This is a genomic window from Lentzea sp. NPDC058450 (assembly GCF_042721395.1).
Taxonomy (GTDB): Bacteria; Actinomycetota; Actinomycetes; order Mycobacteriales; family Pseudonocardiaceae; genus Lentzea.
In genome coordinates this window covers 115048-129943 of record NZ_JBHXLO010000020.1, presented here as the reverse complement: position 1 = coordinate 129943, position 14896 = coordinate 115048, and the positions used below count along the sequence as shown (strand labels likewise).

The 14896-nt window shown below is 69.7% G+C and carries 14 protein-coding genes; 10 read left to right on the top strand and 4 right to left on the bottom strand.

What is annotated here, in order from left to right:
- The first annotated feature begins 4 nt into the window (after positions 1-4).
- The gene (locus ACFWNN_RS28515; RefSeq protein ID WP_382443009.1) at positions 5-607 is read left to right on the top strand and encodes a hypothetical protein; all 603 of its coding nucleotides are present in this window, start codon (positions 5-7) and stop codon (positions 605-607) included.
- Positions 604-3669, top strand: coding sequence for a helicase HerA domain-containing protein (locus ACFWNN_RS28510; RefSeq protein ID WP_382443008.1), 3066 nt, complete (start codon positions 604-606; stop codon positions 3667-3669). Before ACFWNN_RS28515 ends, ACFWNN_RS28510 begins: the two co-directional genes overlap by 4 nt.
- Positions 3670-3715: 46 nt before the next feature.
- On the opposite strand, the gene ACFWNN_RS28505 is transcribed toward ACFWNN_RS28510, so the two are convergent.
- Entirely contained in the window at positions 3716-4342 is a 627-nt protein-coding gene (locus ACFWNN_RS28505) for a hypothetical protein (RefSeq protein WP_382443007.1), read from the bottom strand.
- A gap of 217 nt (positions 4343-4559) precedes the next feature.
- Between ACFWNN_RS28505 and ACFWNN_RS28500 the strand changes: the two genes are divergently transcribed.
- A complete protein-coding gene (locus ACFWNN_RS28500; protein WP_382443006.1) occupies positions 4560-4736 on the top strand; it encodes a hypothetical protein in 177 nt (58 codons plus the stop codon).
- Between the two features lie 103 nt (positions 4737-4839).
- The gene (locus ACFWNN_RS28495; RefSeq protein ID WP_382443005.1) at positions 4840-6033 is read left to right on the top strand and encodes a helix-turn-helix domain-containing protein; all 1194 of its coding nucleotides are present in this window, start codon (positions 4840-4842) and stop codon (positions 6031-6033) included.
- Here ACFWNN_RS28495 and ACFWNN_RS28490 read toward each other — a convergent pair.
- Positions 6024-8903 carry a tetratricopeptide repeat protein gene (locus tag ACFWNN_RS28490; protein WP_382443004.1) on the bottom strand — a complete coding sequence of 960 codons (2880 nt, stop codon included), beginning with the start codon at positions 8901-8903 and terminating at the stop codon, positions 6024-6026. The two genes, ACFWNN_RS28495 and ACFWNN_RS28490, sit on opposite strands and share 10 nt — an antisense overlap.
- Positions 8904-9035: 132 nt before the next feature.
- On the opposite strand from ACFWNN_RS28490, the gene ACFWNN_RS28485 reads away from it, so the two are divergent.
- Together ACFWNN_RS28485 and ACFWNN_RS28480 are read left to right on the top strand one after the other, a co-directional pair.
- Positions 9036-9608: a hypothetical protein gene (locus ACFWNN_RS28485; protein WP_382443003.1), complete on the top strand. Its 573-nt coding sequence runs from the start codon at positions 9036-9038 to the stop codon at positions 9606-9608.
- 77 nt (positions 9609-9685) lie between these two features.
- The gene (locus ACFWNN_RS28480) at positions 9686-10615 is read left to right on the top strand and encodes a hypothetical protein (RefSeq protein WP_382443002.1); all 930 of its coding nucleotides are present in this window, start codon (positions 9686-9688) and stop codon (positions 10613-10615) included.
- Here ACFWNN_RS28480 and ACFWNN_RS28475 read toward each other — a convergent pair.
- Entirely contained in the window at positions 10610-11011 is a 402-nt protein-coding gene (locus ACFWNN_RS28475) for a PPOX class F420-dependent oxidoreductase (protein WP_382443001.1), read from the bottom strand. The two genes, ACFWNN_RS28480 and ACFWNN_RS28475, sit on opposite strands and share 6 nt — an antisense overlap.
- 33 nt (positions 11012-11044) lie before the next feature.
- Positions 11045-11539: a hypothetical protein gene (locus ACFWNN_RS28470; protein WP_382443000.1), complete on the bottom strand. Its 495-nt coding sequence runs from the start codon at positions 11537-11539 to the stop codon at positions 11045-11047.
- Positions 11540-11650: 111 nt separating this feature from the next.
- On the opposite strand from ACFWNN_RS28470, the gene ACFWNN_RS28465 reads away from it, so the two are divergent.
- From ACFWNN_RS28465 to ACFWNN_RS28450, 4 genes are all read left to right on the top strand, one after another.
- A complete protein-coding gene (locus tag ACFWNN_RS28465) occupies positions 11651-11992 on the top strand; it encodes a hypothetical protein (protein WP_382442999.1) in 342 nt (113 codons plus the stop codon).
- 89 nt (positions 11993-12081) lie between these two features.
- Entirely contained in the window at positions 12082-13203 is a 1122-nt protein-coding gene (locus tag ACFWNN_RS28460) for an ABC transporter substrate-binding protein (protein ID WP_382442998.1), read from the top strand.
- Between the two features lie 101 nt (positions 13204-13304).
- The gene (locus tag ACFWNN_RS28455; RefSeq protein WP_382442997.1) at positions 13305-14123 is read left to right on the top strand and encodes an ABC transporter permease; all 819 of its coding nucleotides are present in this window, start codon (positions 13305-13307) and stop codon (positions 14121-14123) included.
- Positions 14111-14893, top strand: coding sequence for an ABC transporter permease (locus ACFWNN_RS28450; protein ID WP_382442996.1), 783 nt, complete (start codon positions 14111-14113; stop codon positions 14891-14893). The genes ACFWNN_RS28455 and ACFWNN_RS28450 overlap by 13 nt, the downstream gene beginning before the upstream one ends.
- Positions 14894-14896 lie beyond the last annotated feature (3 nt).

Below are 14896 nucleotides of genomic sequence, written 5' to 3'. Positions count from 1 at the left end.
CGTGATGCCGGAGACGTACGCACCCAGCGCCAGGGCGGCACTGGTCCAGCTGATGCTGGAGGATCGGATGATCCCCAACGTCGAGCTGCTGAAGCAGTACAAGATCGAGCTCGGCAAGGACGACCGGGAGGCCCTCAACGAGGACGGTCTCATCGAGACGGTCAAGGAGGGACGCAGGTACGTCCACCGCATCACGGACAAGGGCACCGCCTGGTGCCTGAACGACCTCATGGAGGGGGAGACGTCGGTGCGGGGACCGCTCGCGAGGGTGCAGGCCGCCGTGTTGAAGCGGGTGCTGCGGTTCCTGAACGGCCGGGGGTCGCTCGCCGAGGCGGTGCGGACGCAGCAGGACCTGGAGGACGTGATCCGGGGCGTCTACCTGGAGCTGGGCGACGGCTACCAGGACTGGGTACGGCTCGCGAAGCTGCGGCCACGGCTCGACGCAGGACGCGACGAGGTCGACGAGACGCTGCTGAAGATGGTCAAGGGTGGTGACGCCCACCTGGTTCCCGACTCGAACCGCAAGGTGCTGACGGAGGAGGACCACCAGGCCGCGATCCGCATCGGCGACGAGGACAAGCACCTGCTGGCGATCGAGGAGTCATGACCGAGCATCTGCGCGAGGCGTTGGCGGTCGTGCGCTTCAACTCCGCCGAGACACCCGACGACGTGTGGCACGCCTCGCCCTTCCACGTCGAGGGATTGCACACCAGGGCCGAACATCGCCTGAGAGCCGGGATCGCGGACGCCAGGGCGAGCGCCGGGCCTAGCATCGGCGGGCTGGTGCTGCAGGGCGAGAAGGGCGTCGGCAAGACGCACCTGCTCGGGTCGGTGCGCAGCACGGTCCAGGAGCACGGCGGCTACTTCTTCCTGGTCGAGGTCACGTCCGGCAAGGCGTTCTGGGACGACATCGCCGACGCCATGCGCAGCGAGCTCCGGCGCGCGAACGACGCGGGCGACATCCAGCTCGCCGTGTTGCTGACGCAGCTGTGCAGGGGAGCCGACGTGTCCGCGGACGTTGCGCGGGCGGTGACGGGGGAGGCGCAGCTGACGCCCGAACACCTCCGGACGTTCCTGCACGCGCTGCGGAGGGTGGACAGCCGGATCGCCGTCGAGTGCGGGGACGCGATCCGGGCGCTCGTGCTGTACGCGTCGGAGTACTCCGACGTCGGCAGGTCCTACCTGAAGGGCGTGGACGAGTCGAGCGACGAGCGGCGGCGCTGGGGGCTGCCGGTCGAGGCCAACCCGTCGCGCACGCTGGTCAGGGACATCTCGCGGGTGCTCGCGATGACGGGGCCGTGCGTGATCGCCGTCGACCAGCTGGACACGCTGGTGAACAAGGGGCAGGACGTGACCGGGGAGGCGGTGACGAACCCCGAGCTGGTGCAGGAGATCGCCGAGATCGCGGACGGGCTGATGCAGCTGCGCGAGACCACCCGGCGGACGATCACCGTGGTGGCTTGCCTGCCGAACACGTGGAAGCTGCTGAAGTCGATCGCGAGCGACACCGTCGAGGACCGCTTCACCACCACACCGATCCTCGCGTCGATCGCGGATCCCGTACTGGGTAAGCGGTTGCTGGAGAAGTGGCTCGGCGTCATGTACCAGCGCAACGGCATCGTGCCGCCGCACCCGACCTGGCCCGTGGCACCGAGTGCGTTCGAACCGGCGAACTGGTCCTCCCGCACGCCGCGGCAGCTGCTCAAGCGGGTGCACCAGCACGCCGAGGCCTGTTTGTACGGGGACATCAGGGAGCTCACGTCGTTCGACGAGGACCGGCAGGCCGAGGTCGCGCCGGCACCCGTCGCCGGGCCCGAGCCGGACTACCTGGCCGAGTTCGACGCGCGGTTCGCGCACCTCAGGAAGACGGCCGGGATCGCCGCGGCGGACATCCGGCCGCACAACGAGGACGAGGTCGTGCCGGCGTTGTTGCTGGCCGGGCTGAAGTCGTGGATCACGGAGGTGGGCAACGACGAGCTGAGGTGGCATCCGGAACCCCATTCGGACGACATGGGGCTGCACGCCGGCCTGCGGCTCACGGTCAACGAGGAGCTGGACACGCAGGAGCGGTGGGGGTTGCGGTTCATCGCCAGCAGTCACGGGAACCGGGTGCTGCGGAAGCTGCGGGACGCCCGTGCCGCGGCCGAGGGGTCGCACGGTGCGAGGGGACGGCATCTCGTCATCATTCGCAACGGCGCCAAGGGATGGACCGGGGCGGTGACGCGGCGGCAGGTGGCCGAGCTGGAGGAGGCGGGTGGGCGGTGCGTCGACATCACGGACGACGACCTGCGGACGTTCAGCGCCCTCAAGGAGATCTGCGCGGTGCACACGCACCAGCTGCTGGCGTGGCTGGTGGCGCGGAAACCCGCCAGCGCCACGACCTTCCTGCGCTCGGTGCTGCCCGACCAGGAGCGGACGGCGGCGGGGCACCAGGAGACCCGGCCGCCGCCGCGGGACGGTGCGATCGTGCTCGGGATGGACGGGGAGGTCCGGATCGAGCTGGAGTCGTTGCGCAAGCACGTGATCGTGTTCGCGGGGTCGGGGAGCGGGAAGACGGTGCTGCTGCGGCGGATCGTCGAAGAGTGTGCGGTGCAAGGGGTCTCGGCGATCGTGCTGGATCCCAACAACGACCTGGCGCGGCTGGGTGATGCCTGGCCGCAGGCGCCGGGGGACTGGCGGGACGGGGACGCGGCGCTGGCCGCCGAGTACCTCGCCGGCACCGAGGTCGTGGTGTGGACGCCGGGACGGGCCGGTGGGCGCCCGCTGAGTTTTCACCCTCTGCCTGATTTCGCTTCGGTGCGCGGGGATGAGGACGAGTTCGGGGCCGCCATCGAGGCCGCGGTGGCCCGGTTGGTGCCGCACGCCCGCATCGGCACCGGGACGAAGTTCGCGGTGCGGGCGCGGGCCGTGCTCAAGGAGGCGTTGCGGTACTACGCGCGCAAGGACCGGCGGGACCTCAACGGGTTCGTGGACCTGCTCGCCGAACTGCCGGAGGGTGTCAGCAAGCTGCACTCGGCGGAGGCCACGGCGGCCGACCTCGCGGAGACGCTGCGGGCGGCCACCGTCAACGACCCCCTGCTCGCGGGAGAAGGGGAACCGACCGATCCCGGTGAGTTGTTCCAGCCGCGGCAGGGGAAGAAGGCGCGGATCTCCGTCATCAGCTTCGTCGGGTTGCCGTCCGACGAGCAGCGGCAGGGGTTCATCAGCCAGTTGCAGCTGGAGGTGTTCGCCTGGATCAAGAGGAATCCCGCCAGTGACCGGCCGCTCGGTGGGCTGATGGTGATGGACGAGGCGCAGACGATCGCGCCTTCCGGGCAGGCCACGGCCAGTACGCAGACGACGATTCTGCTGGCGTCGCAGGCACGCAAGTACGGGTTGGGGCTGGTGTTGGCCACTCAGGCGCCGAAGGGCGTGCACAACCAGGTCACGGGGAATGCGACCACGCAGTTCTTCGGGCGGTTGAACAGTCCGGCGCAGATCGCCGCGGCGACGGAGATGGCTCGGGCCAAGGGGAGTTCGATCGCGGACATCTCGCGGTTGGAGCGCGGGCAGTTCTACGTCACGGGGGACGGGTTCGGGTTCCGGCGGATGCTGGCGCCGTTGTGCCTCAGTCATCACCCGCCCAGCCCGTTGCGGCTGGAGGAAGTGGTGGAGAGAGCCAGGAAATGAGCAAGGGCGGTGTCCCCCGGACTGGGGGACACCGCCCTTTTTTGCGTCAGAGCGACGAGAGCATGGTCTCGATTCGTTGCCACAGCGCGGGGAGCTGGACGTCTCCCAGGACGACGAAGTTCACCGGGGCGTCGTCGCGGACCTCCACCGCGTAGACCGCGTTGTCGGTGCGGTCGACGCTCACGGTGATGGTGCTGCCGGCGAGGTGCACCGTGCCGGACAGGCCGCGCTGGGTGAGGGTGGCGGGCGCGGCGGCGAACTGTTCGGCCAGGCGACGCAGCGAGGTGCTGCCGGCGTCCCCGCTGTCCGCGGTGCTGTCGGCCTCCGCGGCGTCCGCACTGCCCACGGTGACGCGGTCGCGGCCCTCGGTTTCGGCGGCCTCCACGCGGGACACCAGGATGTCGACCAGGTGCTCGTCGGCGCGCAGGTAGGCCACGTGCGGGTTGTCCGGCTCGTCGCCGGTCAGGACGGGCAGGACGTGCCCGTCGCCGTTGCGCACCTCGTCCACTGTGGACACGAACGGGACGATGAAGCGCACCTGAGCCGGCGGCGGGTCGTTGCCCTCCAGCACGGTGAGGCCTCGTTCGCGGCACGCCCGTGCCACCTCTGCTGCCACGGCGCGCTGGTCCTCGGCGAACGACACGGCGATGTCGTAGGTCGCGGATTCGATCACTCCACCCTCCTCGCGGATAGCCGGCCGGCGGCCGGGTGCGCGGAGCGTTCACGACCGGTGTCGACCAGAAGTGGATGAGGAGTGGACGTGTTGACCACTTCGGTGGGCAACGGGAAACACCTGGTTCGGGGCTTTTCGAAGACGAATGCTCGAAGGGTGCTCGCAAATGGCGAGCGAAATCCGGAAATCAATTCCGAACACCTTCGGGAGATTCGCCATGTCCAAAATCGTGTCCAGTTTCGTCGCGGGTGGCGCCACCCTGGTGACCGCACTGGCGGTCGCCGCCTCCCTTTCCGGTGGCGTCGCGGCCAACGCGGACGACACCCCGCCGCCGCCTCCCACGACGACCACCACGGAGACCCAGGACGGCCACGGCAACCCGTGGTTCGGCTGAGCTGACGCGAATGCGCCCCGGCCATTTCTTGGAAAAGGCCGGGGCGATTGCGGTGGAACACTCTGGATGATGTACTCGGTGGACGTCGGAGCGGGAGGCAATCGTGTCCGAGAGTTTTGGTGAGTTGCTGCGCGCGCACCGCGTCGCGGCCGGGTTGTCGATGGGTCAGCTGGCCAAGCTGATCCATTACAGCAAGGGCTATCTCAGCAAGATCGAGAACGATCTCAAACCGCCCACGCCGACGATCGCGCGGCTCTGCGACGGCGTGCTCGACGTCGGTGGCCTGCTGGTCGAGGCCGCCACCGCGGGACCGTCCCCGCGCGACGTCCGGGGGCTGGGCCGGCGCCAGGTGCTGGTGGCCGGAACGATGCTCGGTGTCGGCGCGTTCACCGGCGGCGCGCGCACGGTGCCGGACGAACAGGTGATCGCCGGGATGCGCACGTCGTTCGAGCAGTTGCGGGGCATCGGGTTGCGTGCCAGTCCGCAGGTGGTGCTCGATCCGTTGCACGCCCTGCAGCAGACGGTGCACGGCCTCGCGCGGGAGAGCTCCGGGCCCGTGGGCGACCGGCTCCTGCGGCTCGCCGCGCGCATCGCCGAGTACACCGGCTGGATGTGCCAGGAGGCGGGCGACGAGCAGGGCGCGCTGTCCTGGACCCGGCACGCGTCCGAACTCTCCCGGGCCGCGGGAGATCCGGACATCGCGAGCTACGCGTTCGTGCGGGAGGCGGGCATCGCGCTCTACCGGCAGGACGCGCCCGCCACGATCAACCTCGCCCAGCAGGCGCAGTGGATCGGACGGGCGGGATCGCGCATCCTCGCCCTGGCCGCGCGGAGGGAGGCGCAGGGCCACGCGCTCGCGGGCGACCGCACCGCCGCGGAACGCGCGTTCGATCTCGCCGCCGGCCGGATGGAGTCCGTTGTGGACGGTCCGTACCCGGTGCTCGGGTCGACCGCGCCCGACCCCCTGGAACTCGCCAGGGGGTGGGCGCTGTCCGACCTCGGGCTCAACGCCGAGGCCGCGGACCTGCTGGACCGCCAGCTCGCCCTGGTGCCGGCCACGTCACGGCGCACGCTCGCCCGGTTCCGCGTGCGGCGGTCACTCGCCCTCGCGTTGTCGGGAGAGGTCGACGAGAGCTGCCGCACGCTCGCCGCGGCCCTGGACGACGCGGCCCACGTCGACTCCGCGACCGTGCGGACCGACCTGCGGCAGCTCGCCAGAACCCTGGGCCGCTGGCACAGCCACGGCGCCGTGCGCGAGATCTACCCCGAGCTGAAGCGACAGCTCAGTCACCGCTGACCGCACCCGCACGTCAGCGCCTCCCGTTCCTGCCGCACCTCCTCGGCCTCCGGCTGGCCCAGCTCGCGGAACACCGCTTCGGCCGCGTCCCAATGGGGCGCGGCCCGCCCGTGCTCTCCCATGGCGTGCAACGTTCGTGCGGCACCGATCTCGGCGTCGGACTCGTGCGTGCGGTCGCCGGTGTCCTTCGCCAGATCCAGCAACGACCGGTAGAGCCGCAGTGCCACGCCGAGGTTGCCGCGGTCCCTTTCCGTGGCGGCCCGGTCGCGCAGGAGACCTCCCCGCAGGATCAGGTCGTTGAGTCCTGCGGCGGCCTGGTCTGCCAGGTCGTGGTGGTGCATCGCCTCGGGGAACCGGCCGGCGAGCCGGTGGGCGTCCGCGATGTTGGTCAACGCGAAGGCGGCCACGCAGTCGTCTTCGATCTCGACCGCGATCTCGTGCGCCTCCAGGTGGTGGGGGATGGCCTCGTCGAACTTCCCGAGGTGTTGCAGGTTCGCGCCGAGATTGTTCAGCGCGTGGGCGAGTCCCTGGTGGTGCCCGACCTGCCGCAGGAATCCCGCTGCGGCCTCCTGCTGCCGCACCGCGACCACGTACCTGCCGTGCAGTTCGTTGAGGTAGCCGAGCGAGCTCAGCGCGTGCGCCTGGCCGCGCAGGTCGCCGCACTGCTCGTACTTCTCCCGCGCCGCTTCGAACACCTCCAAGGCGTCGTCGTGCGCGCCGAGTTGCATCGTCGGCAGACCGATCGCGAGCAGCGCCGCAGCTTCACCGGCCACGTCACCCACGCGCGTCCAGCTCGCCAGCGCCTGTTCGGCGAGTTCACGGGCCATGGCGTGCCGGCCACGTCGGCAGTGGGCGAACGACAGGCGGTACGACACGTGGGCGCGGCCGTGGTCGTCCTTCGGCTGCACCGGACTGACGGCCTCGATCCAGTCGTCGAGCCTGTTGGCGGTGTTGAAGTACCGCCAGATCAACGAGGCGAGCAGCCATCCGCGATCGGGGCCCGCCTGGCTGATGGCGGCCATCAGGTTGTCGCGTTCGGCGGTGATCCACGCCAGCGCCTCGGCCTCGCCGGTGAACCTCAGCGCCCGCGGGCTCGTGAGCTCGACGGCGGGCAGGGCGGCGCTGTCGAACGGGTACGCGACGCGCACGGCGTCCGCCAGCGTCACGAGGTAGAAGTCCAGCAGCCGCTCCAACGCGCCCGCGGCCGGGGGTTCGAGCGAGGCGAACTCCTTGATGGAGTCCAGCATCTGGTAACGCTCCGGCGCGACCTCTTCGAGCAGGCACACCTCGTGCAGGTCGTGCAGCAGCCTGCGGGTGACAGCGATGTCGCGGCCGATCAGAGCGGCGGCGCCGACGAGCTCGACGTCGGGTCCCGGCAGGTGGCCGAACAGGCGGAAGACCTGTTGCTGGTCGGTGTCGAGCTGCCGGTAGGAGGCGTGGACGGCGGCGCCGTCGCCCTGCCACGGACCGGTCTCGTCGAGCTGGCCGAGCAGGTAGTCGAGCGACCACCGGTCGTGCTTGCGCAGCATGGCCGCCGCGACCGTGATCGACACCGGCAGGTAGCCGCACCGCGCGACGAGCCCCGCCACGTCCGCCGACTTCGCGCGCACCCGCTCCGACGGGCCGATGAGCCGCTGGAACAACGCCGAGGCGTCCTCCGCGGGCAACGGCGCGAGCCGCACGTGCTCGGAGATGTCCGGCTCGCCCATCCTGCGGCTCGTGACGATCGCGAAGCAGTCCGGGTTCTCCGGCAGCAACGGCCGGATCTGGTCCGGTGACACCGCGTTGTCCAGCACCACCAGCGTCTTCGTGCCGTAGAGGTGGGTCTGGTAGACGGTGGCCTTGCGCCCCACCGTGTCCGGGATCTGCTCGGCGGGCACGCCGAGCTCGGTCAGCAGGTGGGTCAGCGCCTCGGAGACCGACAGCGGTGCCAGGCCGGGGGTGAAACCGTTGAGCCGCACCAGGAGCTGCCCGTCCGGGAACCGGTGGCGCAGCTGGTGCGCCGACTCCACGGCCAGGCCCGTCTTGCCGACGCCGGGCGGGCCGCTGATCCACACGGCGCGCCGTTCGTCCGATCCCGCGGCGGCCGTCGCGATCGTGGCGAGCTCCTCCGCGCGGCCGGTGAACCCGCCGGGACGGGACGGCAGCGAGCTGCCCGGTTCGCCTCGCCGGGCGCGTTCCGCGAGGTTGCGCAGCACGGTTCCCGGCTCGAGTCCCAGCCCGGCGAGTGCGGCGGAGGCGGCGTCGAACGCCTTGATCGCGCCCGCCCGGTCGCTGCCCGCGATCAGCGCCCGCATCAGCAGTTCCGCGTACTTCTGGTTCTCCGGGGCCGTGCGCACGGCGCGGCGCATGCGGTCGCGGGCGGAGCGGTGGTCACCGGAGAGCAGCTCCAGTTCGGCGAGGTCGCCGAGCGCGTCGAGGTACGTCTCGTCCGGCAGGATGACGTCGGCGCCGCCGACCCTGTCGATGTCGATGTCCGCGAGGAAGTCGCCGCGCCACAACGCCACCGCCTCGCGCAGCAGGTCGACGGCCTGGCGCTGGTCGTTGTCCCGCTGCGCGAGGGCCGCGGCGGTGCGCAGGCGTTCGAAGCGCAGGACGTCGATGGCGTCCTCGTCGACGCGCAGCACGTAGCCGGTGGGGGTCCGCTCGATCTCCGCGTCGGTCCCGTCGAACGCCTTGCGCAGCTTGTTGATGTATCCGCGCACCAGCGTCCGGCGTTCCGGCTGCTCGGGCCAGACGACCTCGGTGATGCGTTCGGGTGACACAGGTCTGTTCGCGTTGAACAGCAGTACTACGAGGATGAAGCGTTGTTGCTGGTCCCCCAACGGTACGGCGGTGTGGTCGTGCCACGCCTCCAGTGGTCCCAGCATTCGAAATTCCACGCTGCCTCCTGGTCTGAAGCCTCGGTCTCGGGGGGAATGTCGCGCAATGCCCCGTTGGTGTGTCATCGAATCAGCTTTTTGTCCACGTTTGATCAACGCGATTCCGTAACGGTGCACGTCATGGAACCCGATGTGTTGCCGTGCTACCTGGTGTGCGACGTGTCGTTCTCGATGAGCGACCACATCGACGAGGTCAACGCGGGCCTGCGCGAGTTCCGCGGCGTGGTGCACGCGGACCGGCGTGCTCCCGCGCAGATCAGGCTGTGCGTGGTGGTGTTCGCGGACAGCCCTCTCGTGGTGCGGCCGTTGCGGCCCGCGCTCGATCCGGCGACCGATATTCGACCGCGCCAGGAATCGGGTTCCGACTTCGGTTCCGCGTTCACGTTGCTGCGGACCGTCATAGAGAGAGATGTGAGTGCGCTCAAGTCAGAACGCGTGCGGGTGCGTCGCCCGATGCTGTTCTTCGTGTCCGACGGCAGGCCGACCGATCCGGCGTGGCCCGTCGCCCTGGCACGGCTGACGGCGACCGCGGCGTGCCCGGAGATGATCGCGTTCGGGCTCGGCGCCGTCGACCAGCCCACCCTCGGCCGCATCGGCACGTCGAGGGTCTTCCTCGGCAGCGACGGCGTCCGGCTGGGCAACGCGCTGGCCTCTTCGGTCGCGCGGACGGTCCGGCGACCGGAGCACGTGTGACCGATCCACGACGTGTCCACTTCTCGTCCACATGCCCGCCGCACGCTGCCCGCGCCGCACGGGAGAGGAGACCGGAGATGATGATGAACCTGGTCAGGGAGCTGAAGACGCTGCGCAAGGGACGGGGTGTGCACGCGGGCCGGATCGTGGACCGCATCGGCCCGTCGCTCGCCGCCGCCTGCGGGATCACCAGCGCCGACGGGTCGGTGGCGGCGAAGCAGAAGCTCGTCACCAGGCTGACCGAGCTGGTCGAGCAGCTGCCCGACGACCTGCAGTTCGCGGCGCGCGCGGCGTTCGGCCTGATCCCCGACGTCCGCCAGCCGCTCTACCAGGAACGCGTCACGTGGGTGGCCGCGCGGATCGACCGCGACTCGCGCACCGTGCGCCGCCGCGTGGACGAGGCCGTCGACCAGCTCGCCGAGCTCGCGGCCACGACGGCGCCGCGCACCGACGGCAGCTGGCACACCGCGGAGCTGAGCGTCGCCGTCGTGCTCGACCAGGGACAGCCGGAGGTGATCGAGCGCTACCAGGTCGTGGTCGACCAGGACGGCGTCGAGTCGCTGGACTTCGCCTCGGTCTTCCCGGTGCGCCGCCGCGACGTCGACGTGCACCTGCTCTACGGCGGCACGCTGCGGGACCGCTCCGACGCCGACCGGCCGGGGTTCACGCTCGTGCCGGCCGAACCGCTGGCGCGCGGGGTGACGCACGACTTCGCGTTGCGGTACCGCCTGTCGCACCGCGACGCGATGCACCCGTGCGTGCTGCACGTGCCCGAACGGCCGTGCGAGGTGTTCGACCTGCGGGTGCGCTTCGAGCACGACCGCAAGCGTTTGGTGCGGGCGTTCGACGGCGTGCTGCGGTCCGACGCGGAGCCGACCGGGATGCAGCGGACCGTGGACCGGGCGGGGGAGATCCACCTCCGGTTCCGGCGGCTGCTGCCGGGTCTCGTGTACGGGGCGCGGTGGGGGTCGGCGACGGCGGTGTGCTCGACGCGCCGGGCGTCATGAGCGGCGAGGCTCGTACCAGGTCTCGCCGGGCGGCTCGCCCGCCATGTTCCACGCCCAGGCACGGGTCGGCGTGATGCGGCTGTAGAGGCCGGGGCCCATCAGGCCGACCCGCTGCGCCGGGTCGTCCGCGGTGCCGTAGACGCGGATCGCGCGGGCGACGAACGGGGTGAGCGACACCAGGTCGTCCACGACCAGCGACACCTGGCGGCGGCCGGCGGTGATGTTGCGGAACTTGCGGGTGTGCAGGACCTGCTCGCCGACGCCCCCGACCCAGAAGTGGGTGCCGTCGTACTCGAACGCCAGCGGCACCACGTCCGGCGAGCCGTCCTCGTTGATCGTGGCGAGCCGGGCCAGGGGCTGTTCGCGCAGGTAGGCGATCTCTTCGTCGGTGAGCATGTCGCCTATACGAACAGAAGCGCGCGTTTTCGACTACTGGTACGGGTAGAACTGCGGCGGTGGCATCCGGCGACGGCGTGTGCGGCGCACGAGGAACACGATCAGGACGATCATGCCGATGACGAACAGCACGAACACGACCGCGGCCACGATGAGCCACGTGACGATCGTGCGGCCCACGTCGGCGTCGTCGTCGGCCTTCTCGGTGACCGCCCGCTCGCCGAACGTCGCCCGCAGCTCCTCCTCGGTGTAGTTGCCGTACGTGCCGTTCAGGGACACGGACAGCTGGTCGACGTGGCGCGGGTAGGTGTCCCAGACGATCTCGGCGATGTCGTCGGGGGTCTTCGTCTCGTCCAGCGCGGTCGCGCTGACGTCCACGCGGTCGGTGCCGTTGGTGGAGCTGTGGTTGGTGGAGACGCCGCTGAACCCCGCGTCGGTGAGGCGTGCCTGGAGGTCGGCGACGTCGCCGATCACGCCGCAGCCCGCCAGCGTGAGGCAGAGGAGCGCGAACAGCGCGAGGCGTCTCATGGATCGAGGTTAGGGAAGGACCGGCCGGGCCGCTCGCCTTTTCGGCCAGAGCGCGAGGTCGGCCGGCGCCGGAAACTCCGCGTCTGGCTCGACCCCGGCCACGGTCGCCAATTGAGACAGCTGGCGGAAGATACCGGCGCCGAACTCGCGTGGGCCACGACGTGGCTGCACCGCGCGAACGCCGAGATCGGACCACGTGTGGGGCTGCCGGAGCTGAAGGTGGTCGAGTTCCATGACGAAACCGGCTGGAAGTACCCCGCGGTGGCCAGGTACGCCTGGGAACGGCCCCTTGCGTGGTTCGACGACGACTTCGGTCTGCATCCGTCTCGTCGCGATGAGTTCGTCCACAAGCGACGGCACCTGACCACCGCGCTCATCCACGTCGATCCCGGTACCGGGATCTCGGTCCAACACCTGAGCGAAGCTCGGAAAGCATTCAGTCGCAACCCGTGAGGCACCAAGAATTCACGGTTGGAGTCGAGAAGGTCTCAACCGGCGCGGCTGGCTTGACAACGAAAGCATCCCGAGCCAATCCTCCGCTCGTGCTGAAGCGAGGGAACGTCACCACGAAGATGATTGGTGTCGGCGCGTTGGTGCTGGCGATGGCCGCTTGTGGCGCCCCGCCCGCCAAGGAGACGCCGGCCGGTGCCGCCGGGACCGCCAAGTCCGCGAGCGAGTTCGGTGGCATGGACAAGCTGGTGGAGGAAGCCAAGAAGGAGGGCAAGCTCAACGTCATCGCGCTGCCCCCGGACTGGGCCAACTACGGCGAGATCATCAAGGCCTTCGAGGCCAAGTACGGCATCAAGGTCGACTCGGCCCAGCCGGACGCCTCCAGCCAGGAGGAGATCAACGCCGCCAAGCAGCTCAAGGGCAACGACCGCGCGCCCGACGTGTTCGACCTCGGTCTGAACGTCGCGCTCGCCAACAAGGACCTGTTCGCCCCCTACAAGGTCAGCACCTGGGACGACATCGCCGCGGAGCTCAAGGACGCGGACGGCGCCTACTACGGTGACTACGGCGGCTTCATGTCGATCGGCTACGACGCCGCCAAGGTGCCGGCGCCGACGAGCGTGAAGGACCTGCTCAAGCCCGAGTACAAGGGCAAGGTCGCGCTCAACGGCGACCCGACGCAGGCCGGTGCCGCGTTCTCCGGTGTCGTGATGGCGGCGCTGGGCAACGGCGGTTCCGCCGACGACATCGCCCCCGGTGTCGAGTTCTTCAAGCAGCTCAAGGCCGCCGGCAACTTCCAGCCGGTCGACCCGTCGCCCGCGACGATCGAGTCCGGCCAGACGCCCGTCGTCATCGACTGGGACTACACCAACGCCGCCCAGACCGAGAAGCTCAAGGGCAAGCTCGACTGGAAGGTCGTCGTCCCGGCCGAGGCCCAGATCGGCGGCTACTACAACCAGGCCATCAGCAAGGACGCCCCGCACCCCGCGGCGGCGCGCCTGTGGCAGGAGTTCCTCTACTCCGACGAGGGCCAGAACCTCTACCTGAAGGGCATGTCCCGCCCGGTCCGCCTGGACAAGATGGGTGACAAGGCGGACAAGGCCGCCAAGGACAAGCTGCCGAAGACCGACGGCAAGCAGGTCTTCCAGACGCAGGCCCAGGCCGACAAGGCCAAGGCCGTCCTGACCGCGACGTGGGCTCAGGCCATCGGATGACCGCGGTCGCTCCTGTAGCGACGACGCCCGGCGGCTCCACTCCTTCTGCCAAGAAGGGTGGGGCCGCCGGTCGGCCATCTGCGGCGGCTTGGCTCGTCGCGGTGCCGTTCCTCGCGTTCGTCGGCATCTTCCTCGTCTACCCCACGGTGCTCGTGCTCGTCGGTGCCTTCCAGGACTCCGCGGGCGCGTTCACGTTCGAGAACCTCTCCGCGCTGTTCACGGGTGTCGTCTTCGACGCTTTCGTGCGCAGCATCGAACTCTCCGCGCTCACCGCGGTCATCGGCGCGATCTTCGGAGCGCTGCTCACGTGGGCGATCGCGGTCGGCAACCCGGACGGGATGCTGCGCCGGATCGTCGTCGCGGGTAGCGGTGTGCTCGCCCAGTTCGGTGGCGTGCCGCTGGCGTTCGCGTTCCTCGCGACGGTCGGCTTCGAGGGTCTGGTCACGAAGTTCCTGCGTGACAACGTTGGCATCGACCTGTTCGCCGGCAGCGCGTGGCTGTTCGACCTGCCGGGCCTCACGCTCGTCTACACGTTCTTCCAGATCCCGCTGATGGTCATCGTGTTCCTGCCGGCGCTGGACGGCCTGCGCCCGCAGTGGCGCGAGGCCAACGCGTCGCTCGGCGGCACGAGCTGGACGTACTGGCGGCACGTCGGCGGCCCGATCCTCACGCCGCCGTTCCTCGGCGCGCTCTTGTTGTTGTTCGCCAACGCCTTCAGCGCGTACGCCACGGCCGCCGCCCTCGTTTCGCAGGGCAGCCCGATCGTGCCGCTGCAGATCCGCGGGTTCCTCACCGGCGAGGTCGTGCTGGGCCAGGAGAACCTCGGCAAGGCGCTCGGCCTCGGCATGGTGATCGTCGTGAGCATCGCGATGGGCGTGAACGTGCTGCTGCAGAAGAGGGTGGCCAAGTGGGTTCGCTAGTGAAGCAGCGCGTCCTGCGCACGATCGTCCTGCTGGTCCTCGGCATCTACTTCGTCCTGCCGCTGGTCGCGATGGCAGAGTTCTCCACGCGCGGCATCAACGGCACGCGCAGCCTGGACTCGTGGACGTCCATCGTCGACGACGACGGGCTGATGGAAGCGCTCGTCAACTCGTTGCTGTTGTCGGTGACGTCCGCCGTGCTGATGCTGGTGCTGCTGGTGCCGACCATGGCGTGGATCCGGTTGCGGCTCCCGCAGTTGCAACGGTTCGTGGAGTTCCTCTGCCTTCTGCCGCTGGCGATTCCCGCGATCGTGCTCGTCGTCGGCATGGCGCCGTTGTACGCGTGGGTGAACTACTTCTTCGGCAACTCGGCGCTGACGTTGACGTTCGCGTACACGATCCTCGTGCTGCCGTTCGCCTACCGCGCGATCGACGCCGGGCTCTCCGCGATCGACCTGAAGACGTTGTCCGAGGCCGCGCGCAGTCTGGGCGCGTCGTGGATCGCGGTGATGTGGAAGATCGTCGTGCCGAACATCCGGGTGGCGCTGATCGGAGCCTCGTTGCTCTCGGTCGCCCTGGTGCTCGGTGAGTTCACGATCGCCTCGCTGCTCAACTTCGACACGTTGCAGGTGCAGGTGAACCTGCTCGGCAAGCGCAACGCGGGTGTGTCCATCGCGGTGTCGCTGCTGTGCCTGCTGTTCGCGTTCGTCCTTCTGTTCGCTCTTTCTTATGTCGGCCAGCGGCGCCGTCAGACCGTGGTCGAGGAGTAGACG

Excerpts from the sequence above, each read along its gene's own strand:
- ACFWNN_RS28510 (WP_382443008.1), top strand. The coding sequence starts at position 604 with ATGACCGAGCATCTGCGCGAGGCGTTGGCGGTCGTGCGCTTCAACTCC.
- ACFWNN_RS28485 (WP_382443003.1), top strand. The coding sequence starts at position 9,036 with ATGGAACCCGATGTGTTGCCGTGCTACCTGGTGTGCGACGTGTCGTTC.
- ACFWNN_RS28515 (WP_382443009.1), top strand. The coding sequence starts at position 5 with ATGCCGGAGACGTACGCACCCAGCGCCAGGGCGGCACTGGTCCAGCTG.
- ACFWNN_RS28475 (WP_382443001.1), bottom strand. The coding sequence starts at position 11,011 with ATGCTCACCGACGAAGAGATCGCCTACCTGCGCGAACAGCCCCTGGCC.
- ACFWNN_RS28500 (WP_382443006.1), top strand. The coding sequence starts at position 4,560 with ATGTCCAAAATCGTGTCCAGTTTCGTCGCGGGTGGCGCCACCCTGGTG.
- ACFWNN_RS28470 (WP_382443000.1), bottom strand. The coding sequence starts at position 11,539 with ATGAGACGCCTCGCGCTGTTCGCGCTCCTCTGCCTCACGCTGGCGGGC.
- ACFWNN_RS28490 (WP_382443004.1), bottom strand. The coding sequence starts at position 8,903 with ATGCTGGGACCACTGGAGGCGTGGCACGACCACACCGCCGTACCGTTG.
- ACFWNN_RS28480 (WP_382443002.1), top strand. The coding sequence starts at position 9,686 with ATGATGATGAACCTGGTCAGGGAGCTGAAGACGCTGCGCAAGGGACGG.